Origin of the sequence: Microbacterium sp. SA39 (assembly GCF_000967865.1) — a bacterium.
Classification (GTDB): domain Bacteria; phylum Actinomycetota; class Actinomycetes; order Actinomycetales; family Microbacteriaceae; genus Microbacterium.
Genome location: NZ_JXRU01000038.1, coordinates 235,611 through 258,827, shown reverse-complemented (window position 1 = coordinate 258,827; position 23,217 = coordinate 235,611). Strand labels below are relative to the sequence as shown.

The 23,217-nt window shown below is 68.3% G+C and carries 20 protein-coding genes; 16 read left to right on the top strand and 4 right to left on the bottom strand.

The features are described 5' to 3' along the window. Nucleotides 1-13: 13 nt before the first annotated feature. The 11 genes from RS85_RS16035 to RS85_RS15985 all read left to right on the top strand — a co-directional run bounded on the left by RS85_RS16035 (nt 14) and on the right by RS85_RS15985 (nt 12,262). Nucleotides 14-571: a F0F1 ATP synthase subunit B gene (locus RS85_RS16035; protein WP_046014461.1), complete on the top strand. Its 558-nt coding sequence runs from the start codon at nt 14-16 to the stop codon at nt 569-571. Continuing rightward, nucleotides 571-1,362: a F0F1 ATP synthase subunit delta gene (locus tag RS85_RS16030; protein WP_046014460.1), complete on the top strand. Its 792-nt coding sequence runs from the start codon at nt 571-573 to the stop codon at nt 1,360-1,362. Before RS85_RS16035 ends, RS85_RS16030 begins: the two co-directional genes overlap by 1 nt. Nucleotides 1,363-1,409: 47 nt before the next feature. Next, nucleotides 1,410-3,050 carry a F0F1 ATP synthase subunit alpha gene (atpA, locus tag RS85_RS16025; RefSeq protein WP_046014459.1) on the top strand — a complete coding sequence of 547 codons (1,641 nt, stop codon included), beginning with the start codon at nt 1,410-1,412 and terminating at the stop codon, nt 3,048-3,050. Nucleotides 3,051-3,070: 20 nt separating this feature from the next. Beyond that, a complete protein-coding gene (locus RS85_RS16020) occupies nt 3,071-3,970 on the top strand; it encodes a F0F1 ATP synthase subunit gamma (RefSeq protein WP_046014458.1) in 900 nt (299 codons plus the stop codon). A gap of 21 nt (nt 3,971-3,991) precedes the next feature. Continuing rightward, complete coding sequence (gene atpD, locus RS85_RS16015; protein ID WP_046014457.1) at nt 3,992-5,446, top strand: F0F1 ATP synthase subunit beta; 1,455 nt, start codon at nt 3,992-3,994, stop codon at nt 5,444-5,446. Between the two features lie 2 nt (nt 5,447-5,448). Then, nucleotides 5,449-5,709, top strand: coding sequence for a F0F1 ATP synthase subunit epsilon (locus RS85_RS16010; protein WP_046014456.1), 261 nt, complete (start codon nt 5,449-5,451; stop codon nt 5,707-5,709). 93 nt (nt 5,710-5,802) lie between these two features. After that, a complete protein-coding gene (locus RS85_RS16005) occupies nt 5,803-6,549 on the top strand; it encodes a YaaA family protein (protein WP_046014455.1) in 747 nt (248 codons plus the stop codon). A gap of 139 nt (nt 6,550-6,688) precedes the next feature. Beyond that, nucleotides 6,689-7,501 carry a large exoprotein gene (locus RS85_RS16000; RefSeq protein ID WP_162484840.1) on the top strand — a complete coding sequence of 271 codons (813 nt, stop codon included), beginning with the start codon at nt 6,689-6,691 and terminating at the stop codon, nt 7,499-7,501. A gap of 98 nt (nt 7,502-7,599) precedes the next feature. Further along, entirely contained in the window at nt 7,600-8,583 is a 984-nt protein-coding gene (locus RS85_RS15995; protein WP_046014454.1) for an aldo/keto reductase, read from the top strand. Between the two features lie 79 nt (nt 8,584-8,662). Continuing rightward, nucleotides 8,663-9,463, top strand: a complete 801-nt coding sequence (locus tag RS85_RS15990) for a PP2C family protein-serine/threonine phosphatase (RefSeq protein ID WP_046014532.1) — start codon at nt 8,663-8,665, stop codon at nt 9,461-9,463. 57 nt (nt 9,464-9,520) lie between these two features. Further along, nucleotides 9,521-12,262 carry an FtsK/SpoIIIE domain-containing protein gene (locus RS85_RS15985; RefSeq protein ID WP_046014453.1) on the top strand — a complete coding sequence of 914 codons (2,742 nt, stop codon included), beginning with the start codon at nt 9,521-9,523 and terminating at the stop codon, nt 12,260-12,262. Between the two features lie 13 nt (nt 12,263-12,275). Here the strand turns inward: RS85_RS15985 and RS85_RS15980 are convergent, their stop codons facing one another. Continuing rightward, complete coding sequence (locus RS85_RS15980; protein ID WP_046014452.1) at nt 12,276-13,271, bottom strand: asparaginase; 996 nt, start codon at nt 13,269-13,271, stop codon at nt 12,276-12,278. Between the two features lie 86 nt (nt 13,272-13,357). Here RS85_RS15980 and RS85_RS15975 point away from each other — a divergent pair, with 86 nt between their 5' ends. Then, complete coding sequence (locus tag RS85_RS15975) at nt 13,358-13,855, top strand: OsmC family protein (RefSeq protein ID WP_046014451.1); 498 nt, start codon at nt 13,358-13,360, stop codon at nt 13,853-13,855. A 15-nt stretch (nt 13,856-13,870) separates the two neighbouring features. On the opposite strand, the gene RS85_RS15970 is transcribed toward RS85_RS15975, so the two are convergent. After that, entirely contained in the window at nt 13,871-14,668 is a 798-nt protein-coding gene (locus RS85_RS15970) for a lysophospholipid acyltransferase family protein (RefSeq protein ID WP_046014450.1), read from the bottom strand. A 123-nt stretch (nt 14,669-14,791) separates the two neighbouring features. Here RS85_RS15970 and RS85_RS15965 point away from each other — a divergent pair, with 123 nt between their 5' ends. Both RS85_RS15965 and dxr read left to right on the top strand, forming a co-directional pair. Then, nucleotides 14,792-15,754 (top strand): FKBP-type peptidyl-prolyl cis-trans isomerase, encoded by a 963-nt coding sequence (locus tag RS85_RS15965; protein ID WP_046014449.1) that lies wholly within the window; start codon nt 14,792-14,794, stop codon nt 15,752-15,754. Between the two features lie 37 nt (nt 15,755-15,791). Then, nucleotides 15,792-16,874 carry a 1-deoxy-D-xylulose-5-phosphate reductoisomerase gene (dxr, locus tag RS85_RS15960; protein ID WP_046014448.1) on the top strand — a complete coding sequence of 361 codons (1,083 nt, stop codon included), beginning with the start codon at nt 15,792-15,794 and terminating at the stop codon, nt 16,872-16,874. A gap of 24 nt (nt 16,875-16,898) precedes the next feature. Here dxr and RS85_RS15955 read toward each other — a convergent pair whose 3' ends face one another. Beyond that, nucleotides 16,899-18,521, bottom strand: coding sequence for a Mur ligase family protein (locus tag RS85_RS15955; RefSeq protein WP_046014447.1), 1,623 nt, complete (start codon nt 18,519-18,521; stop codon nt 16,899-16,901). A gap of 98 nt (nt 18,522-18,619) precedes the next feature. Here RS85_RS15955 and RS85_RS15950 point away from each other — a divergent pair, with 98 nt between their 5' ends. Beyond that, the gene (locus RS85_RS15950) at nt 18,620-19,933 is read left to right on the top strand and encodes a M50 family metallopeptidase (protein ID WP_046014446.1); all 1,314 of its coding nucleotides are present in this window, start codon (nt 18,620-18,622) and stop codon (nt 19,931-19,933) included. Nucleotides 19,934-19,950: 17 nt separating this feature from the next. Here RS85_RS15950 and RS85_RS15945 read toward each other — a convergent pair whose 3' ends face one another. Further along, nucleotides 19,951-21,834 carry a chorismate-binding protein gene (locus RS85_RS15945; protein WP_046014445.1) on the bottom strand — a complete coding sequence of 628 codons (1,884 nt, stop codon included), beginning with the start codon at nt 21,832-21,834 and terminating at the stop codon, nt 19,951-19,953. A 249-nt stretch (nt 21,835-22,083) separates the two neighbouring features. Between RS85_RS15945 and ispG the strand changes: the two genes are divergently transcribed. Further along, nucleotides 22,084-23,214, top strand: coding sequence for a flavodoxin-dependent (E)-4-hydroxy-3-methylbut-2-enyl-diphosphate synthase (gene ispG, locus RS85_RS15940; RefSeq protein WP_046014444.1), 1,131 nt, complete (start codon nt 22,084-22,086; stop codon nt 23,212-23,214). Nucleotides 23,215-23,217: the final 3 nt, after the last annotated feature.

The window sequence follows — 23,217 nt, the reverse complement described above, 5'->3', positions numbered from 1 at the left end:
TGAAGGAGACAGGATGCTGAACGCTCTTGTCACGAACCTCGCAGCAGAGGGTGAAGCGGCCAAGAACCCGCTGATCCCCGCGTGGTACGACATCATCTGGTCGGGCGTGTGGTTCGTCATCATCCTCCTCGTCGTGTGGAAGCTCGCCCTTCCCCGACTGACGAAGATGCTCGACGAGCGTTCGGCTGCCATCGAGGGCAACATGGCGAAGGCTGACGAGGCGCAGAAGCAGGCCGAGGCAGCACTCGAGGAGTACACCCGTCAGCTTGCAGAAGCGCGCACCGAGGCCGGTGAGATCCGTGAGGCCGCCCGTGAGGACGGCAAGAAGATCGTCGCCGAGGCCAAGGAGGCCGCTTCCAGCGAGGCTGCCCGCCTCACCGCCACCGCGCACACGCAGATCGAGGCCGAGCGTCAGACCGCTCTCGTCTCGCTGCGCAGCGAGGTGGGCTCGCTGGCCCTCGACCTCGCCGGCGGTGTGGTCGGAGAGACCCTCTCCGACGACGCTCGTGCGACGGCTGTCGTCGATCGCTTCCTCGCCGATCTCGAAGCATCCGAGAAGGCGGCGAAGTAATGGGCAGCGCGACCACTCAGGCACTCGCGGCATCCATCGAGACGCTTGCCGCAGCGAAGGGCGTCACTCTCGACACCGCACGGGAGCTCTTCGCTGCCGGTCGTGCCGTGAGCGAGTCGTCCCAGCTGAGCGGCGCGCTCGCCGACCCTTCGGCTCCTGTCGAGGCGCGACAGAACGTCGTGACCGCAGTCTTCGGCGGATTCTCCGCTGACGCGCAGAGCGTGCTGAAGACCGTCGTCTCGGAGCGCTGGTCCAACGCCGGCGAGCTGCTGGACGGCATCGAGGAACTCGCGATCCGTGCTGCGGCGATCGCGGAACCCGGCGGCGACATCGAGGCGGAGCTCTTCGGCTTCTCCCGTGTCATCGCCGCGAACGCCGAGCTGGAGCTCGCCCTGGGCAGCCGCCTCGGGAGACAGGACGCCAAGGTCGCACTCGTCGAGCGCCTGCTCGCCGACGGCGGCTCCAGCGCTCCGGTCACGCTGATCGTCTCCTCGCTCGTGCGCCAGCCGCGCGAGCGCCGGGTCCGGCAGCTGCTCAGCCGCGCCACGCGCATCGTCTCGAGCCAGCATGGTCGAGTCGTGGCCACGGTCCACACCGCGTCCGAGCTCAACGACGCGCAGCGTACTCGTCTCAGCGACGCTCTCTCGCAGCGCTACGGCGGCAAGGTCTCGCTCAACGTCGTCATCGACCCTGCCGTCGTCGGAGGCCTGCGCGTGCAGATCGCCGATGACGTCATCGACGGCAGCATCTCCGCTCGACTCGCAGACCTTCGCCAGAAGCTCGCGGGCTAACACGACTTCGCGCGGGGAACCGCGCACCCAGATACAAAGGGAAGACAATGGCAGAACTATCGATCAGCCCCGACGTCATCCGTGACGCGCTGAAGGACTTCGCCGCCGCCTACGAGCCCACCGGGGCCGCGGCGACCGAGGTCGGCACCGTCATCGACGCCGCGGATGGAATCGCGCACGTCGAGGGCCTGCCCGGCGTCATGGCGAACGAACTCCTCACCTTCGCCAACGGCACGAAGGGTCTCGCGCTGAGCCTCGACCAGCACCAGATCGGTGTCGTCGTCCTCGGCGACTTCGCCGGTGTCGAAGCAGGCCAGGAAGTCACCCGCACCGGTGAGGTCCTCTCGGTTCCCGTCGGCGACGGCTACCTCGGCCGCGTCGTCGACCCGCTCGGCAACCCGATCGACGGCCTCGGCTCGATCGCGACCGAAGGCAACCGCGAGCTCGAGCTGCAGGCGCCCGGCGTCATGCAGCGCAAGTCGGTCCACGAGCCGATGCAGACCGGCATCAAGGCCATCGACGCGATGATTCCCGTCGGCCGCGGACAGCGCCAGCTGATCATCGGCGACCGCCAGACCGGTAAGACGGCCATCGCGATCGACACGATCATCAACCAGAAGGACAACTGGGAGTCCGGCGACGTCAACAAGCAGGTCCGCTGCATCTACGTCGCCATCGGTCAGAAGGGCTCGACCATCGCTTCGGTGAAGGGCGCGCTCGAAGAGGCAGGCGCCCTGGAGTACACCACGATCGTGGCGGCTCCGGCATCCGACCCCGCCGGTTTCAAGTACCTCGCTCCCTACACGGGGTCCGCGATCGGTCAGCACTGGATGTACGGCGGCAAGCACGTCCTCATCATCTTCGACGACCTGTCGAAGCAGGCAGAGGCCTACCGCGCCGTGTCGCTCCTCCTGCGCCGCCCGCCGGGCCGCGAGGCCTACCCGGGTGACGTCTTCTACCTGCACTCCCGTCTGCTGGAGCGTTGCGCGAAGCTGTCCGACGAGCTGGGCGCCGGTTCGATGACGGGTCTCCCGATCATCGAGACCAAGGCCAACGACGTCTCGGCCTACATCCCGACCAACGTGATCTCGATCACCGACGGTCAGATCTTCCTGCAGTCCGACCTCTTCAACGCCAACCAGCGTCCGGCGGTCGACGTGGGTATCTCGGTCTCGCGAGTCGGCGGTGACGCACAGGTCAAGTCGATCAAGAAGGTCTCGGGAACGTTGAAGCTGGAGCTGGCGCAGTACCGCTCGCTCGAGGCGTTCGCGATGTTCGCCTCCGACCTCGACCAGGCGTCGCGTCGTCAGCTCTCCCGCGGTGCTCGTCTGACCGAGCTGCTCAAGCAGCCGCAGTACTCGCCCTACCCCGTCGAGGAGCAGGTCGTCTCGATCTGGGCCGGAACGAAGGGCAAGCTCGACACCATCGAGGTCTCCGACGTGCTCCGCTTCGAGCGCGAGCTCCTGGACTACCTGCGTCGCAACACCAAGGTGCTCGACACCCTGCGCGAGACCAACGTCCTCGACGACGACACGGTCGCAGAGCTCGAGAAGCACACCGATGCCTTCGTCCTGGAGTTCCAGGGTGGCAAGGGACACGCCATCGGCGCTCCCGGGCACGAGGAGCACGAGGCTGCTGAGGCGGATGACGTCAACCAGGAGAAGATCGTCAAGGGTCGTCGCGCGTAACCGCGTGAGGTACTGAATTCATGGGCGCTCAACTCAGGGTCTACAAGCAGAAGATCTCTTCTGCTCAGACGACCAAGAAGATCACGAAGGCGATGGAACTCATCGCGGCTTCGCGCATCCAGAAGGCCATGGCACGCGTCAAGGCGTCCAGCCCCTTCGCGCGGGCCGTGACGAGGGCCGTCTCCGCCGTCGCGACGCACTCGAACGTCGATCACCCGCTCACCCGCGAGCCCGAGACGATCCGCCGCTCCGCGGTCGTGATCTTCTCGTCGGACCGCGGGCTCGCCGGAGCCTTCAACTCGCAGATCCTCCGTGAGGGTCTCGAGGTGGCCGAGCTCCTGCGCGGTCAGGGCAGGGAGCCGGTGTTCTACCTCGTCGGTCGCAAGGCCGTCGGCTACTTCCAGTTCCGTCGCATCGCGGCGGCCGCGGAGTGGACCGGCGACACCGACACACCGACGTTCCACACCGCCGAGGAGATCTCGCAGCAGCTGCTCGAGGACTTCAACCGCGGCGCGGACGAGGGCGGCGTCGACGAGATCCACCTCGTGTACAACCGTTTCGTCAGCATGATGACGCAGTCGCCGGAGTCCGTGCGCCTGCTCCCGCTGGAGATCTCGGAAGCCGACGAGTCGGAGGCGGGCAACACCGTCTACCCGCTCTACGAGTTCGAGCCGGATGCCGAGACCGTGCTGGACGCGATCCTGCCGGTGTACATCCAGAGCCGCGTCTTCAACGCCCTCCTGCAGTCGTCCGCCGCCAAGCAGGCTGCGACGCAGAAGGCGATGAAGTCCGCCAGCGACAACGCCGACAAGCTCATCACCGACTACACCCGTCTGCGCAACAACGCGCGTCAGGCGGAGATCACGCAGCAGATCGCAGAGATCGTCGGCGGCGCCGACGCCCTCTCGTCGAGCAAATAGACCATCAGGAAAGAGACGAAAATGACCCTCACCGCCCCGGCTGACCAGCCGGCGACCGCGGTCGTCGGGCGCGTCGCACGCGTCAACGGTCCGGTTGTCGACATCGAGTTCCCGCACGACTCGATCCCCGACATCTACAACGCACTGAAGACCACGATCGTGATCGGCGACTCCTCCGTCGAGATCACACTCGAGGTCGCTCAGCACCTCGGCGACGACCTCGTTCGCGCCATCGCCCTGAAGCCCACCGACGGCATCGTCCGCGGCCAGGAGGTGCGTGACACCGGTGAGGCCATCTCGGTCCCCGTCGGTGACGTCACCAAGGGCAAGGTCTTCAACGTCATCGGTGAGGTCCTGAACCTCGAGCCCGGCGAGACGATCGAGGTCACCGAGCGCTGGCCCATCCACCGCAAGGCGCCGAACTTCGACCAGCTCGAGTCGAAGACGACCATGTTCGAGACCGGCATCAAGTCGATCGACCTCCTCACCCCGTACGTGCTGGGTGGAAAGATCGGTCTCTTCGGTGGCGCCGGTGTCGGCAAGACGGTCCTCATCCAGGAGATGATCCAGCGCGTCGCGCAGGACCACGGTGGTGTGTCGGTGTTCGCCGGTGTCGGTGAGCGCACCCGTGAGGGCAACGACCTGATCCACGAGATGGAAGAGGCCGGCGTCTTCGACAAGACGGCCCTCGTCTTCGGCCAGATGGACGAGCCGCCGGGAACGCGTCTGCGCGTCGCCCTGTCGGCTCTGACGATGGCGGAGTACTTCCGCGACGTGCAGAAGCAGGACGTGCTGCTCTTCATCGACAACATCTTCCGCTTCACGCAGGCCGGCTCCGAGGTCTCGACGCTTCTCGGACGCATGCCGTCCGCGGTGGGATACCAGCCGAACCTCGCCGATGAGATGGGTGTGCTCCAGGAGCGCATCACCTCGACGCGTGGCCACTCGATCACCTCGCTGCAGGCGATCTACGTTCCGGCCGACGACTACACCGACCCGGCCCCGGCGACTACCTTCGCCCACCTCGACGCGACGACCGAGCTCTCCCGTGAGATCGCGTCGAAGGGGCTGTACCCGGCCATCGACCCGCTGACCTCGACGTCGCGGATCATGGACCCCCGGTACTTGGGCGAGGACCACTACCGCGTCGCGACCACCGTCAAGCAGATCCTCCAGAAGAACAAGGAACTGCAGGAGATCATCGCGATCCTCGGTGTCGACGAGCTGTCCGAGGAAGACAAGATCGTCGTGTCGCGTGCACGTCGCATCCAGCAGTTCCTCTCGCAGAACACCTACATGGCGAAAAAGTTCACCGGCGTCGAGGGTTCGACCGTCCCGCTGAAGGAGACCATCGAGTCGTTCGATGCGATCACCCGCGGTGACTTCGACCACGTCGCTGAGCAGGCCTTCTTCAACGTCGGAGGCATCAACGACGTCGAAGAGCAGTGGGCGAAGATCCAGAAGGAGAACGGCTGACCATGGCGCTCAACGTCAGCCTCGTCTCCGCAGACGCGGAGGTCTGGACGGGAGAGGCGAGCCTTGTGGTCGCCAAGACCGTCGAGGGTGAGATCGGCTTCATGACCGGCCACGAGCCGGTGTTGGCGATCCTCGCCGAGGGCCAGGTCCGCATCACGCAGACGGACGGCACGAAGGTCCTGGCGAATGCCCAGGACGGGTTCCTCTCCATGGAGGGTGACACCCTGACGATCGTCGCCGGTAACGCGGCTCTCATCGCCTAGCAGTAGTTCTGTTCCACTCTGTCCGCCCCGGACCTTTCCGCTCACTCGCTGAGCGCGGAGGTCCGGGGCGGACGTGTCTGTCCCCGAGGTCCCATGAAGATCCTGCTCCCGCCCTCCGAGACGAAGCGCCCCGGAGGCGACGGCGCCCCTCTCGAGCTCGGCTCCCTGGCGCTACCCGGACTGCAGGCGCACCGATCTGCCGCGATCGACGCACTTGTCGATCTCGCCGCCGATGAGGAGTCTGCACGTCGGGTGCTGAAGCTCAGCGCGCGTCAGCTCGACGACATCGCGCACAATCGGATGCTGCGCGCGGCACCGACCATGCCGGCGATCGACCGGTACACCGGTGTGCTCTTCGACGCGCTGGACGCGTCGTCGCTGACGAAGTCCTCCCGGCGCTGGCTGGGCGAGTACGTCTGGATCCACAGCGCTCCGCTCGGGCCCGTCGGGGCCCTCGACCCTCTGCCCGCCTATCGTCTCTCGGCCGGTACGTCGCTTCCCGGGCTGCCGGCGCTTCGACGTCACTGGGCGGATGCCACCTCCGCGGCCATCGCGGACGCGCAGCCTGCGTTCGTGCTCGACCTGCGCAGCGAAGCGTACGTCGCACTCGGCCCGGTGCCGGCATCCGTTCCCTCGTCATACGTCCGCGTGGTCACAGAGCACGGCAGAGCGCTCAACCACTTCAACAAGAAGTCCAAGGGTCTGCTGGTGCGGGCGCTGGCCGAGGATCGTCCGCGGATATCCTCGCTCCGGTCGTTCCGCGCCTGGGCCGCGCGTCGGGGCATCGTGCTCCGCGACGACCCGGATTCCGGCATTCTGGACCTCGTCGTCGCCGAGTGACGCTGCGTGACGCGGGAAGAACTGCCCCCGCGTGGTTCATTGCCCGCCCTCATGCGCACCGCTACCATGTCGAATGCGAGGCGGTCGCTTCGTTGCGGGGGACGAGAGCCGTCTTCCGAGACCAAAGAATGTGAGTCTCATGCCATACGACGACTACGGAGTGGGCTACGCTGGCCTGCTTCTCGCATATTCTTTCGTGATCTTCCTGATCGCGATCGCCGGCTACGTGCTGGGTTCTCTCTTCTACATGAAGATCTTCGAGAAGGCCGGCGTCCAGGGCAAGTGGCGTGCGTGGGTGCCCGTGTACAACGTAATGATCTTCTTCAAGCTCGGCGACCTCTCGCCGTGGCTCGTGCTGTACGGCATCGGAGGTGCCGCACTTCTCAGCTGGATCGGCATCGGCTTCGTGTTCTCCATCGCTCTCGCCGTTCTGTCCGCGATCGCCGCGTGGCGCGTCGGCCTCAAGCTGCAGAAGGATGCGGTCTGGGTCGTCCTGTACGTGTTCCTGAGCATCGTCTGGCTGGGCATCAACGCGTTCGACAAGTCGCGCTGGAACCCGAACATCCAGCCGGCTTCGTGGGCGGGCAACGGCTTCCTCGCCGACCGCACGGTCTGGGACGGCGTTCCGGTTCAGCCGAGTGCCGCCGCACCGCAGCAGGGCTACGGCGCCGCGCCCCAGGGCTACGGCGCCGCGCCCCAGGGCTACGCGCCCCCGGCACAGCAGGGCTACACGCCTCCGGCACAGCCCGGCTACGCACCTCCGGCTCAGCCCGGATATGCTCCGCCCGCTGCTCCTGCCGCTCCGGCGACCGGCGCCCCCCTGCCTCCTGCGCAACCCAACACGCCGCCGGCACCTCCCGCAGCACCGCCGGCCACTCCGCCCGCGCCCCCGACCGCACCGCCGGCCACTCCGCCTGCTCCGCCGTCCGACCCCACGCAGCCTCCCGCGTGATCATCTGACACAGGGCCCTCGACCTCGGTCGGGGGCCCTGCGTCGTCCCCGCCGCAGCCTCTCCGGGACAGGCTGATCGCGGCGGCTAACGTGGAGTCATGGTCATGTCGCAGCGCCGGGTCGGCGCCTCCGGTCTTCTCGTCTCAGCCACCGGCCTCGGTTGCAACAACTTCGGTCGCAGTGCGACGGCCACCGAGACGATCGGCGGTACTCGTGAGGTCATCGATGCGGCGATCGCGAACGGCATCACCCTGTTCGACACCGCCGACATGTACGGCGCGGTCGCAGGGACCAGCGAGACACTGATAGGCGAGGCGCTGGAGGGCCGCCGCGATCGGGTTGTCCTGGCGACGAAGTTCGGCCACGAGCGCGACATGGGCTACGCGTTCCCCGCCGCTCGCGGTTCGCGTCGCTATGTGAGGCGAGCCGTCGAGGAATCGCTCCGGCGACTGCGCACCGATTGGATCGACCTCTACCAGCTGCACCTGCCTGATCCCGAGACGCCGATCGCCGAGACGAATGACGCGCTGGATGAGCTGGTGCGCGAAGGGAAGATCCGTTACTACGGGCACTCGAACTTCTCCGGGTGGCAGATCGCCGAGGCCGAGTTCACGTCGCGGCAACGCTCATCGGGGCGTTTCATCTCCGCGCAGAACCACTACTCGCTGCTGGCCCGGGCAGCGGAACGCGAGGTGCTGCCCGCAGTCGAGCGGTATGGCCTCGGCTTCTTCCCGTACTTCCCGCTCCACAACGGACTGCTGAGCGGCAAGTTCACCCGTGAGGGGGGCCCGGCGTCGAGCCGGATCATGTCCGCTCGGCGTCATGTCTGGGACGACGCCCCGTGGGATGCGCTCGACGGGTTCCGCGCCTTCTGCGACGAGCGCGGGATCACGATGCTGGAGGCGTCGTTCGGCTGGCTGCTCGCGCACTCAGTCGTCTCGAGCGTCATCGCCGGGGCGACCTCTGTCGCGCAGATCGAGGCGAACGCGGCTGCCGGGGATGCCTGGCGACCGGATGCCGCCGACCTGGAGGCCATCGACGCGCTGTTCCCGCTGCCAGAGGATCCGGGCGCCCGAGTGTGATCCGCCACGGGGAGTTCCACTACGATATGTGAGTATCCTGCGCTCGCCCGATCCGCCGCAGGTCCATCGGAGGCAGCACGTGGCTGAGACGACGAAGACGCGCAGCATCACGATCGCGCAGCGCCCGCTGCAGCTCTCGTGGGCTGGCGTCACCGATCTGGGGCGACGCCGTGAGACGAACCAGGACGCGTTCCTGGCCGAGTATCCGCTGTTCATCGTCGCCGACGGAATGGGCGGTCACGCCGGGGGCGAGATCGCGAGTCGTCGTACGGTCGCACGGCTCGAGGCGATCGTCGAATCCGGCGAGGTGGACCGGGCATCGATCGAGAACGCGCTCGAGCTCGCGGTGGCCGACATCGCCGATCATCCGGAGACGACGGATGAGGGGACCGGCACCACGCTGACCGGGGTCTATCTCGACGTCGAGGGCGACGAGCCCCAGTGGGTCTCCCTGAACATCGGTGACTCGCGCGTCTATCTTCTGCGTGATGACCGGCTCATCCAGGTCACCACGGATCACTCCGTCGTTCAGGAGCTCATAGCGTCAGGCAAGCTCAGCCCGGAAGAGGCGGAGGGCCACCCGTACAGCAACGTGATCACTCGCGCTGTCGGTGCGAGCGAGCTCACACCGCCGGATTACCTCACCATCGATGTCCGCGAGGGCGACCGCTTCGTCATCTGCTCGGATGGGCTCACGAAAGAACTGACCGACTACGGGATCCAGCACTTCCTGCGGGAGAATGCCGACCCCGCCGACGCGGTGGAGGCGATGCTCGCGGCGGCGCTGGAGAACGGCGGTCGCGACAATGTGACGCTGGTCATCGTGCAAGTGGATGCCGCCGGCGAACCGTCCTCCACAATGGCGGACTCTGCGGAGTAGCCCGCTGGCCCTGTGGAAAGGGGTCCTGCGGGACCGATCCTGAGGTGCACTGGGGTGATGGAACCCCTTCCCATCGCCCTCCCCACCGCAGCCGCGCCCGTGCGGCGACCCTCTCTGCCCTTCATGGCGGCGATCGTGCCCATCGGTGCGGGAGTGGTGCTCTGGCTGGTGACCGGCTCGCTGTTCGCGCTCTGCTTCGCCGCACTCGGGCCGTTGATGCTCGTCGCGTCGCTATGGGATTCTGCGCGCAGCCGACGCCGTGAGCGCCGCCGCAGTGATGCCGAGGCCGCGGGGGCGTGGAGCGCCGCTGAGGAGGAGCTGCTGCGGCGGCAACGACGGGAACGAGAAGCGCGATGGCTCCGGGAGCCGGACGCGGCGTCCTGCCTCATGCAGACGCCGCTTCGCGGTGCTGACCCTCCCGATGCGACGACGCGTATCGTCGTCGGCAGGGGCGCCGTCTCGAGTGGAATCGACTGCGGCGGTGGCGACGACCCTCGAAGCCGCGAGTTCCGAGTGCGGTGTGCGACCCTTCAGGATGCGCCGATCGCCCTCCCGCTGGGACGGGGTGTGTGTGTGCGAGGCCCGGAGGCACTTGCGGCGGCCGCTGCGCGCGCGATGGTGGCCCAACTCTGCATGCGCTTCAGCGCCGCTCAGCTGTCGCTCGTCGGAGAGGGACTCGAGCGCTGGGGTCTCGACACGCTGCCGCACGCCATGCGGGCGGGCCGGGGAAGCCTGCGGGTCGGCGTCGCGTCGGTCGCGGGGACCCGGATCGACGCGGACTCCGTCATCTGGCTGGTGTCGGCGGGAGCAGAGGTACCGGATGGCGTCACTACCGTGATCGATGTCATCGAGCCGGGGTCGGCGACGTTGCGCACTCCGCGCGGCATCGCCGAGATCGGGGTGGAGTGCCTGTCGCTCGGTCAGGCGCAGGCGATCGCGCGGGAATGCGTGGATAAGGGAACGGACGCCGACATGCTGCCGGCGTCCGTCGCCCTGCACGAACTCGAGCAGTCGAGGGGTTCTCTCGGGCTTCCTGTCCGCATCGGACGCACCGCACACGACGATCTTCTCGTCGACATCGTGGAAGACGGCCCTCACGCGCTCGTCACAGGGACCACGGGAACCGGCAAGAGCGAGTTGCTCGTGAGCTGGGTGACCGCGATAGCTGCGGCCAACGGGCCTGACCGCGTGACGTTCGTCCTCGCCGACTTCAAGGGCGGCACGGCATTCGAGCCGCTGCGCGACATGCGGCAGGTCGCCGCGGTCATCACCGACCTCGACGAAGAAGGAGCGCGGCGAGGCGTCTCCAGCCTCACCGCCGAGATCCGGCACCGCGAGGCAGTACTCGCGGCCGCCGGGGCACGCGACGTCCGGGGTGTCACCATGCCGCGGCTCATCATCGTCGTCGACGAGTTCGCGGCGCTCCTGCAGGAGCATCCCGATCTCGGAGCCGTCTTCACCGACGTCGCGGCGCGCGGACGGGCTCTGGGCATGCACCTCATCCTCGGCACGCAGAGAGCCGCGGGCGTGGTGCGCGAAGCCCTCGCGGCGAACTGCCCGCTGCGCATCAGCCTGCGGGTGGGTGACGCCGCGGACAGCAGGCTCGTGATCGGGACGAGCGACGCAGCGGAGCTCCCCGGCGGCGCAGCGTCTCGAGGTATCGCGCTGGTGCGACGGCCGGAGGACCACGAACCGGTGCCGATGCGCGTCGCTCTGACTGCTGCCTCGGATATCCGCCGCATCTGCATGCGCTGGGCCGCGGGCGAGCGTCCCCGCAGTCCCTGGCTTCCCGCCCTCCCGGAACACCTTCCACTACCTGATCTCGAGCAGGACTCGAAGTCCATTCCTGCGGACACGATCGTCCTCGGGCGGGCCGACGATCCGGGACGGCAGGCGCAGCCCCTGGAACTCTTGACCACGCCCGTGGAACGCGGCCTGGCGATACTCGGAGCCCCGGGGTCCGGCCGCACAGCCGCCCTTCGCGCCATCGCCGTCCAGCGAGCAGGTAACCGTTGGGTGCCGCGTGACCCGGAACAGGCATGGGACCTCCTCGCAGCATGGACGTCGGGAACCGAGCGGACGCCGCCACTTGTGCTCTGCGACGATCTGGATGCTCTGGTGGCGGGATTCCCTTCGGAACATGCCTCGCAGTTCCTTCAGCGTTGGGAGCAGCTGCTGCGAGGAGGGGCGGGTACGACGTTCGTGATATCCGCAGCGCGAGCCGCTGGCCCTGTCGGGAGGCTCCTCGACGCGCTCCCACGCCGTGCGCTGCTGCGGATGCCGAGCCGCGTGGAGCACCTGGCGGCCGGGGGAGAGCCGTCCGCGTTCCTCCGCGATCGCGCGCCGGGACGCGCCAGTGTGGATGGGCGGGAGGTGCAGCTCGCGTGGGTCGACGAAGACGAGGTCGTCGTCGCTGACGAACAGTCTGGACCGGAATGGAATCCTCGGACGGACCTCACCGCCGTCGTGAGCTCGGGCGCGCCCGCTGTGGTCGAAGTGCTCCGCGCTGCTCATCCGGACTGCGAGGTGCTCGTGGCAGGATCGGACCGGCTCCGCCCCTCGGCTCCGTGCGTCCTCGTCGCTGATGCCGAGACCTGGCAGCGGAGCTGGTCGGTCTGGCAACACGTCCGAGCCGAGGGAGAGATCCTCATCCGAGCGGAGCAGCCCGCAGATCTTCGTCAGCTCGCGGGGGTCCGGGAGCTGCCACCGTTCGCGCGTCCGCACGCAGGTAGAGCGTGGTCGGTGCTCGGAGCCGGATCCCCGCGCCGGGTCATCGTGCCGGCGCTCGTACCGAGATGAGGACGTCTGAGGATCAGATGCCGCTGCCGGGACGGATGCTGCCGACGACGCGACCGCCGCCGGAGACGTCGAGAGAAAGCGCGGAGCTCAGCGCCGAGACATCCGCGTCGTCCAGCCCACCGGCGCGGGCGAGCAGCGTCGCCGCCACGATCGTCGAGGCGCGCGCTGCACCGTCCAGCATCTTCAGCGCGACGGTCGTGCCGTTCGGGGCGACCATCACCATGACGCCCTCGGCGCCGCCCTTGGTGAAGACCCCGAGCTTCTCGATCGCGATGGTGTCCGGGCGCCCGGGCCCCTCGATCGTCCACGGGTTCTCCCGCACGGCACGAACCAGTGAGCCGGCCACACGATGCAGGGCGAAGGGGGAACGATCCGATGCCGTACCGATCCGGTGGGTGGCGCGGGCGAGGCCGGTGAGCGTCAACGCATGGACAGGAGCGCCGCAGCCGTCGACAGCCGTGTGTGCGATCTTCTCGCCGGACAGCCGTTCGACGACCTCGCGGATGTGAGCCTGGAGGGGGTGTCCGGGATCGAGGTAGCCCTCGGTAGACCAACCCGTGGCTACGCATGCGCGCAGCATCGCGGCGTGCTTCCCGGAGCAGTTCATGCGCACGCGCGCCGCCTGGCCGTGCTCGCGGATGAGCTCGTCGCGAGTTGCGGAGTCGCTCGGCCACGCGGGCGGGCATCCGAGGTGATCCTCCGTCAGACCACCCTCGGTCAGGACCTCTCGAACCACGGACGCGTGGCGGTCGGTGCCGGTGTGGCTCGCGGTCGCCATCGCCAGCTGCTCGCCTTCGAGGACCGCACCGGCTGTGATGCACGCGACCGCCTGCAGCGGCTTGAGGCTCGAGCGAGGGAGGACCAGGGCGTCGGAGTTTCCGTGCCTGGCGACGATATCGCCGTCGGGCGACAGGACGACGGCGGCACCCGCATGACGGGACTCGACGAATCCGCTGCGTTCGACGACGGCGAGTTCCACGGCATCCTGAACAGTGAGAGTCTCCAGCACCCCTCGATCCTATCTCCGCACCTGCTCGCGCCCCCTGCGGACGCACGGAGGTTCGCACTGTCCGAGGTCCCTGACAGACTGGGCCCATGGCAGAGCAGACGACCACACGTGCCCTCGGCGAGCACCACTATGCGCTCACCTCCACCTGGACAGGGAACGTCGGCAGCGGCACGAGCGGCTATCGCGACTATCGCCGCGACGTGACCATCGAGGTGGAGGGGAAGCCCGAGCTGCTCGCATCGTCGGACAAACCGTTCCGTGGCGATCCGTCCCGCTGGAACCCGGAGGACCTGCTGCTGGCGTCACTCTCGGAATGCCACCTGCTCTCGTACCTCCACGCGTGCGTGACGGCCGGAGTCGTCGTCGTGTCCTACCGTGACCGGGCGACCGGCATGATGCGCGAGAACGGCGCCGGCGGAGGCGCTTTCGTCGAGGTCGTGCTGCGTCCCGAGGTCGTGGTCACAGAGGCGTCGATGGTCGAGGCGGCGGAGCGTGCTCACGCCCAGGCGAACGAGTGGTGCTTCATCGCCAATTCGGTGAACTTCCCGGTGCGGCATGAGGCGACGGTGACGGCCACCGCATAGAGCAGAACCCGCCGTTCAGCGCCGCTCGTGCGGCAGCGCCTGCTTGATCTTCTCGATCGTTCCTTGTGCGGGCGCCTCGTTGTAGGCACCCGCGAGTTCCTGGCCCGAGAGCGCGTGGATGGCCGCCATGATGTCGTCGGTCGCAAGCCGACGCGCCCGTCCGCTCGTCGCCGGACCGTGCGGCGACAGATCGAGCGGCGTGCCGAATCGCACCGTGATGCGTTCCGAGACCGTCGGCATCTTCGCACCGACCGGCATCACCTTGTCTGTCCCGACGAGGCCGACCGGAACGACCGGCGCACCGGTCTGCAGTGCGAGGAAGGCGACGCCGGTGCGCCCCTTGTAGAGGCGACCGTCCGTGGAGCGGGTGCCCTCGGGGTAGAGCGCCACCGCGAGGCCCTCGTCGAGGAGCTGGCGCTGCAGATCCAGCGCGTCCAGGGCGGCCTTTCCCGCTCCACGCTGGACCGGGATCGCCCCGATCGACTGGAAGAAGGTGCGGCTGAGCCACCCACGGAAACCGGCGCCTTCGAAGTACGAGGACTTGGCGAGGAAGTGCACCGGCCGGGGAGCGGCGACCGGGATCGCGATCGAGTCGATGAACGACAGGTGGTTGCTCGCGAAGATGACGGCACCGGTGAGCGGCACATTCTCCCTGCCCTCGATGCGCGGCCGATAGACGAGTCGTGCGAGCGGGCTGATGAGGCTCCGGCCGAGTGTGTAGGTGAAGCCCGCGTGACGCGGCTTCGTCGTGTCCTCTGTCTCCGCGATCTCTTCTGACGAGGGTTCGGGCTCGACGGATTGCTCAGAGGTCATCAGAGCAGGTTACTCCCGGATCCATGCCACGGCGGGAATGAAGACTTCCGCCGCGCCTCCCAGCGCGAGCAAAGGGGGATGGGAGAGGATGGGGTGTCCCGCCCGCGATCCTGAGGTCTTACTGTGCGCAAGCGTCCGCTCATCGTCCTGTCCACCGTCGCCGCCGCGACCCTCCTGCTGGCGGGCTGCTCCGGCGGCGCTGCACCGGAGAGTTCGAGCACACCCGAGCCGACGGCCTCGAGCACCTGCGCTCTCGACGCGCAGCCGGGCGCCACGTCCGACTCGGTCGTCCTCGAGGGCGAAGGCGCGGACACCACGGTGACCGTTCCCGCGGACGCGGCCTTCGCAGGGGTCGAGCGCACCATCATCAGCGAGGGCGACGGCGAGGACATCGGCGTCAATGACCTGGTCTCGGTGCAGTATCAGATCCTCGAGGGCGCAACCGGGGAGGTCCTTGACTCCTCCGCCCGCGGCGAGGGCGGTCTGCTTCCGGTTCTCCTCGACACGAACCAGTCCTCCCTGTTCGTCGCTGCCCTCGAGTGCGAGCCGGTCGGCTCGCGCGTCGTGCTCACCCTGCCGGGCAGCGTCTTCGGCGAGGGTGGAACCAGCAAGGTCGTCTACGCCGAGGCCGTCGAGCACCTTCCCGAGGTCGCGACCGGCACCCCGGTCGACCCGACCGAGGGCATGCCGACCGTCGAGCTGGACGACAAGGGCGTGCCGACCGTGACCATCCCCGAGGGGGACGAGCCGACCGCGACGAAGGTCGCCGTCCTCAAGCAGGGTGACGGCGCGACCGTCGCGTCGGGAGATCTCGTGGTCGTGCAGTACCTCGGCGTGAAGTGGTCGGACGGCGAGGAGTTCGACTCGAGCTGGAGCCGGGATGCCGCGCCCTCGCAGTTCCAGACGACGGGTGTCGTCTCGGGCTTCAAGCAGGCACTCGAAGGCCAGAAGGTCGGATCGCAGGTCGTCGTCGAGATGCCGCCCGCCGACGGGTACGGCGCCACGGAGGGTCACGAACTCCAGAAGGAGAGCCTCGTCTTCGTCGTCGACATCCTCGCCACGACGCCCGTGCAGCAGCAGCAGTAAGCGGAGGCCTCCTCGGCGGGTGTCCTAGGCTGGCGTCATGCGTCGCATCATCGTTCTCGGCTCCACCGGCTCCATCGGAACGCAGGCCCTGGATGTGATCCGGGCCAATCCGCGACGCTTCGAACTGGTCGGCCTCGCCGCCGGCTCCAACAGCGAGATGCTGGCGACGCAGGCGGCGCAGTTCCAGGTCGAGGACACGGCGCTCGGGGCGGTCGAAGCCGAGCAGCTGGTGCGCGATGTGGAGGCCGACGTCGTGCTCAACGCGATCACGGGCTCCATCGGACTCGGATCGACACTCGCGGCGCTGAAGGCGGGACGCACCCTGGCCCTCGCCAACAAGGAATCGCTCATCGTCGGCGGAGAGCTCGTGCTCGCGGCCGCGGCACCGGGTCAGATCGTGCCTGTCGACTCGGAGCACTCCGCTCTCGCGCAGGCGCTCCGTGCCGGCACCCACGCCGAAGTGCGGCGCCTCGTCGTGACGGCATCCGGTGGTCCCTTCCGCGGCCGTACACGCGCAGAACTGGCCGACGTCACGCCGGCGGAGGCGCTCGCGCACCCGACGTGGGACATGGGCCGCATGGTCACGACCAACTCGGCCACGCTGGTGAACAAGGGGCTCGAGGTCATCGAGGCCCACCTCTTGTTCGACATCGCCTACGACGACATCGAGGTCGTCGTGCATCCGCAGTCCATCGTCCACTCGATGGTCGAGTTCATCGACGGCTCCACGATCGCTCAGGCCTCCCCGCCGGACATGCGCCTGCCGATCTCGCTCGGCCTGGACTGGCCGAACCGCGTGGGCGGAGTGGGTCGACCTCTCGACTGGACGACCGCATCGTCGTGGATCTTCGAGCCGCTCGATGACGCCGCGTTCCCTGCCGTCGTGCTCGCGAAAGCCGTGGGTCGCGCCGGTGCAACGTTCCCCGCGGTCTACAACGCGGCGAACGAGCAGGCCGTCGACGCCTTCCACGAAGGTCGACTGCCGTTCCTGGGCATCGTCGACACGATCGCCCGCGTCGTCGACGCCCACGAGCCGCCTGATGCGCTCACGGTCGAGTCGCTCGCGGCGGCGGAGTCCTGGGCCCGCGAGAAGGCGGACCGGCTGATCGCGGCTGCCTGATCGCTGCAGCCTGATCGCCGCAGCTCAGTCCTCGTCGGGGTAGGGCACCGGCCACCGCGAATCCGGTACCGGCCACCCTGCAGCGCGCAGAGCGCGACGCGCGAGCTCCCGGGCGGAGTACGGCGTGCGCACGCCGCGGATGTCGCGGTAGTCCTGGTGACCGGGACCCGCCCAGAGGATCGCATCGCCGTCGCCGACGAGGCCGACCGCGGCGACGATCGCGCGCTCCGGGGGAGAGTACTCGTGGATCTCGGCATCCGGTCGGGCCGTGCGTGCGTCCTCGATGAGGGTCGCTCGGATCGACGCCGGATCTTCGAAGCGCGGGTGGTGATCGGTCACGACGAGGACATCGCTGCCCTCGACCGCGGTGCGCGCCATATCGAACCGCTTGCTGGCGTCGCGATCTCCGTCAGCGCCGAAGAGCATGAGCACCCGACCGGGCGTCACGCGACGCACGGCCGCGAGAGTCTTCTCGAAGGCGTCGGGGGAATGACCGAAGTCCACGAACACGGCGGGGCCACGGTCGCCGGAGACGAGCTGCGTGCGTCCTGGGAGATACGCACGGATGCCGCCGTCGCGGGTCAGCGCGTCGACGATGCGCTGCCAGGGATAGCCGCCCTCGAGCAGCATCACGATCGCGAGCGCCGCGTTCGCGGCCATGTGCGGGCCGATCACGGGGACGATGGTCGTGAGTGAACCCGCGGGTCCGGTCATCGTGAACGTCGTGCCCGTTGCGCGCTCATCGTCGATGACGACCACCCAGTCGGCCTCGCCAGCTGCGTCGGGGTCGGAGGCGATCGAGGGGGCTCCCACGGTCACGACGGGAATCTCGGAGCGCTCGACGACGATGGCACCCGAGGGCGAGTCGAGGCAGATCACGCCGCGCAGGGCGCGATCGGGCCGGAAGAGCGGCAGCTTCGCCTCGAAGTACTCGTCCATGTCGGCGTAGTCGTCGAGGTGGTCGTGGCTGAGGTTGGTGAATCCGGCGACGTCGAAGCGGATGCCGTCGACGCGATGCCGCGACAGGGCCTGAGCGCTGACCTCGACCGCGACCGCTTCGACCTCGCGCTCCCGCATCAGGGCGAGGAGGGCATGCATCTCGGACGCCTCGGGTGTCGTGAGGCGGGAGACGATGACTTCACCGGCGATGTGCCGCTCTGCCGTCGAGGAGAGCCCGGTGACGACCCCCATCTGATCGAGGATGCCCTCCAGCAGGTGCGAGACGCTGGTCTTGCCGTTGGTGCCGGTGGTCGCGAACAGCAGGGGGAGCGGGTCATCGGCTCCGGTGCCGTACACCCAGGCGCTGAGGTCTCCGAGGATTCCGCGCGGATCGTCGACGACGAGGATCGGCAGGCCGGTGCCGGCGGCGATCTCCGCGCCCGCCGCATCGGTGATGACGGCGACGGCGCCCATCTCCGCCGCGGCGGCAGCGAAGTCGGCGCCGTGGCGGTTGACTCCCTGGATCGCGACGAAGGCTTCGCCGGGGCGCAGATCGGCGGTGGCGAGGGTGATACCCGACACCACGATGTCGTCCACGTCGCCGCGAACGGCTCCGGCGAATCGGGTGGCGAGTTCGGACAGCTGACGCCGGGGCGGGTTCGCGGGGCGGAGCACGGGAGGCAGGCTCGGTTGTTGTTCAATCGACATGTCGAAACCATGATCTCACGGCCGTGCGACGACCGCGTCAGCCTGGCTGCGTCGGCGGGCCGGGCGGATTCGTAGGCTCTGGGCAGTAGCGTGAGCAGGTGGAAATACTGCTGTACATGGGCGGCATCCTGTTCATGCTGATCGGCCTCGGCTTGTCGATCGGCTTGCATGAGGTCGGTCATCTCGTCCCCGCCAAGCTCTTCGGCGTGCGCGTCGGCCAGTACATGATCGGCTTCGGGCCGCGCCTCTGGTCGAAGCGGATCGGTGAGACCGAGTACGGCTTCAAGATGCTGCCGCTGGGTGGCTTCATCTCGATGTCCGGCATGTACCCGGCATCGAAGACCGCGGGCCCGGCGAAGGGCATGTTTCGATCGCTCATCCAGGACGCGCGTTCGGCGAACGACGAGACGATCGCCGAGGGCGCGGAGGACCGCGTCTTCTACAAGCTCCCGGTGTGGAAGCGCGTGATCATCATGCTCGGCGGACCGTTGATGAATCTGGTCCTCGCGCTCATCATCTTCACGGTGCTCGTCTCCGGCATCGGGGTGCAGCAGGGCACCACCACCATCGCCTCGGTCACCGAGTGCGTGGTCCCAGCGGGATCGACCGCCACCGAGTGCACGCCCGACGATCCAGCGTCGCCCGCGGCCGAGGCGGGGATCGAGCCGGGCGATGTGCTCGTCTCGATCGACGGGCAGCCTGTCTCGACGTTCGCCGAGGCGACCGCGATCGTGCAGGCGGCGCCGGGGGAGACCCTCGGCCTCGTCGTCCTCCGCGATGGCACGGAGGCGACGCTGCAGATCACGCCGATCGCGGCGGAGCGCACGATCACGGATGCCAGCGGGCTGCCGGTCCTCGACGACTCCGGTGAACCGGTGGTCAAGGAGGTCGGCTACGTCGGCATGGGCTCGCAGATGGGATACGTGCAGCAGCCGCTGACGGCGGGCCCGGAGATGACGGCCGAGAACGTCAGCCGGGTCGCCTCGCTGATCGTCACCCTCCCGGTGCGTCTCTGGGACGTGGGTGTGTCCCTCGTCACCGGCGGTGAACGCGATCCGAACGGCCCGCTGAGCGTCGTGGGAGTGGGCCGCATCGCCGGGGAGGTCGCGGCCACCGACGCGCCGATCCTCAACCGCTTCGCGATACTGCTGGGGCTGCTCGGCTCACTGAACGTGGCCCTCTTCGTCTTCAACCTCATCCCGCTGCTCCCGCTCGACGGCGGCCACGTGGTCGTGGCGCTCTGGGAAGGGATCAAGCGGATCTGGGCGAAGCTCTTCCGCCGTCCCGCGCCCGCCCCCGTGGATGCGACGAAGCTCGTGCCGCTCACGGTGGTCGTGGCGGTGCTGCTGATCGGCATGGGGGCTCTGCTGCTCGTCGCCGACCTGTTCAATCCGGTCGACATCCTGCAGTAGCCGTCTTCGGAATCCGCTCAGGCGAATGCGTGACGCACGAGGCGCTCGAGCGTCCGGATGCCGTCCCGCGACAGGATCGACTCCAGGTGCCCCTGCACCGAGGCGAAGTGCGGCCCGCGGAGGGCGTAGACGTCGCCGGTTGCGGCATCCGCCGACACCTCGGCCGCGTCCACGCGGGTCGTCCCCGGGTGGACCCGGGCTGTGAAGGTGTTGTAGAAGCCGATCGACGCGTCCTCGCCGAAGACGGGCACCGCCTTCTGCAGGCCCTGATGCGGAGCGGCGAGCGGTGTCAACGCGATGCCGAACCGGTCGCTCAGGATCTGGTGACTCAGACACACGGCCAGCAGCGGCGCACCGGCATCCAGACGTCGCGAGACGACGCGGCGCATGCACGCGATCCGCTCGCTGGTTTCGTCGCGGGGATCTCCGGGGCCGGGGCCTGCGACGACGATGTCCGCCGCGTCCACATCCGCATCCTCCACGGCGCTCCACAGTCGGATGCGCACGGAGAGACCGAGGTGGCGCAGCTGATGCGCGAGCATCGTGGTGAACCGATCCTCCGCGTCGACGACGAGAGCGGTGCGGCCGGCGAAGGGCCCATCCAGGTCATCGCCCTGCGGGTTCAGCCAGAAGTCGGCGAGCCGGGCGTTGCGCGACGACAGCAGCGCGGCGATCGTCGGGTCGTCGGCGAGTGCCCGCTCGTCACCCGGTGCATCCGCGTCGCTGCGAGCTTCGGCGACGCGGTCGCGGTCGATCGCGCCGATCGCGCCCAGCACACCGGCGGCTTTGCCGTGCGTCTCCGAGACCTCCCCGAGCGGATCGGAGTGGCGCACCAGGGTCGCGCCGACGGGCACGCTCAGCGCGCCGTCCTGCAGATACACGGTGCGGATCAGAATAGGTGCATCGAGGTCGTGCCCGCCCGCCGCATTCGGGGTGAACAGCGCGGCGACGCCTGAGTAGTAACCACGGGGCTTCTTCTCGTGACGGCGGATCACCGCACAGGCGTTCTGCATGGGGGAGCCGGTGACGGTGGGGGCGAACATCGTCTCGCGGAGGATGTCGCGAGGGTCCAGCCCGCTGCGTCCGCGGAGCATGTACTCCGTGTGCGTCAGTCGCGACATCTCCTTCAGGTGCGGCCCGGTGATCCGGCCGCCGTCGGAGCAGACCGCGCTCATCATCTTGAGCTCTTCGTCGACGACCATGAAGAGCTCCTCGGTCTCCTTGGTCGAGGCGAGGAAGTCGACGAGGGTGTCCTTCGTGGCACCGCCCGCGGGGTGGCGGAACGTGCCGGAGATCGGGTTCATCGTGACGACGCCGCCGCGCGCGACGACGTGTGCCTCGGGGCTCGCGCCGACGGCGATGTGCCCGGGCGTGAAGACCGCGAATGTCCAGTAGGCGCCGCGCTCGTGCGTGAGCAGCGCGCGGAACCAGGTGAGCGCGGCGGTGCGGTCATCGACGTCGATGTTCGCCGTGAAGTCGCGTCGGATGACGAAGTTCGCCCCCTCCCCGCGTCCGATCTCCTCGGCGATGACTCTCTCGACGATCGCGGCGTACTCGGCGTCGGCGATGTCGAACCCGTCGTCTCGTAGAGGCACAGGTGCGTGCGGGAGAGCGGGGAGCAGCTCCGCGGCGGGCAGGTGCAGGTGCTCGTCGACCACGATGCACCGCAGCGGTGCTCCGTCGTCCTGCGCCACGAAACCGCGCTCGCGCACCTGCCGATAGGGCACGAGTGCGAAGATCTCGCGCGGTGCGCCGTCGATCTCCAACGGGATGTCGCCGAGGAGGTCGACGTCGACGACCTCACCGACGAGGAGCTCGACCGTGTCGGCTCCGTCGCGCGCGATCAGCACGAAGGATGCCGCCGGGTCGTCACTGAGCTCGGCGAGTCGTGAGAGGGTCATCGATGTCTCCTGTGCAAGGCTCCGGCTCGGCTCAACGAAAAGACCGCCCCGGAGGCGGTCTGGATTCGTGGGAACGCGAACACACCGCCTAAGAGGCGGGCCACCAGGTGAAGTTCGCGAGCATGGGGTGAAAACTACCACACCGCAGGTAGCCGGCCGGGCGGATGACGCGGTGGCGATGCTGCCCGCATCCAGCCCGCGTGCATCCGGGCGGCGTAGGCTGGACGCGTGCCAGCAGTGAATCTCGGGATGCCGAAAGTCCCCGTCGTCCTCGCCCCTCGCCGCAAGTCCCGCCAGATCAAGGTCGGCAAGGTGCTCGTGGGCGGTGACGCTCCCGTCAGCGTGCAGTCGATGACGACCACGAAGACCACCGACATCAACGGCACACTCCAGCAGATCGCCGAGCTGACGGCATCCGGTTGCGAGATCGTGCGTGTGGCCGTGCCGTCGCAGGACGACGCCGACGTGCTGCACATCATCGCGAAGAAGAGCCAGATCCCGGTCATCGCCGACATCCACTTCCAGCCGAAGTACGTCTTCCAGGCGATCGATGCCGGGTGCGCCGCCGTGCGCGTGAACCCGGGGAACATCCGCAAGTTCGACGATCAGGTCGGTGCGATCGCCAAGGCTGCCAAGGATGCCGAGGTCTCCCTCCGGATCGGTGTGAACGCGGGATCCCTCGACCCGCGGCTGCTGCAGAAGTACGGCAAGGCCACTCCCGAGGCGCTCGCCGAGAGCGCGCGCTGGGAGGCGTCGCTGTTCGAGGAGCACGACTTCCACGACTTCAAGATCTCGGTCAAGCACAACGACCCGGTGATCATGGTGCAGGCATACCGTCTGCTCGCGCAGATGGGCGACTGGCCGCTGCACCTCGGCGTCACCGAGGCAGGTCCTGCGTTCCAGGGCACGATCAAGAGCGCGACGGCGTTCGGCATCCTGCTGGGAGAGGGCATCGGCGACACCATCCGCGTCTCGCTCTCCGCCCCTCCCGCGGAAGAGGTCAAGGTCGGTCACCAGATCCTCCAGTCGCTCAACCTGCGCGAGCGCAAGCTCGAGATCGTCTCGTGCCCGTCGTGCGGTCGCGCTCAGGTCGACGTGTACACGCTCGCAGAAGATGTGACCGAGGGACTCAAGGACATGACGGTTCCGCTGCGCGTGGCCGTGATGGGCTGCGTCGTGAACGGCCCGGGTGAGGCCCGCGAAGCTGACCTCGGCGTCGCTTCCGGCAATGGCAAGGGGCAGATCTTCGTGAAGGGCGAGGTCATCAAGACCGTGCCCGAGGCCGACATCGTCGCCACGCTGATCGAAGAGGCGAATCGGATCGCCGCCGAGATGGGCCCCGCGGCTCCTCTCGGCACCGCCCAGGTCGTCACGGTCTGACCC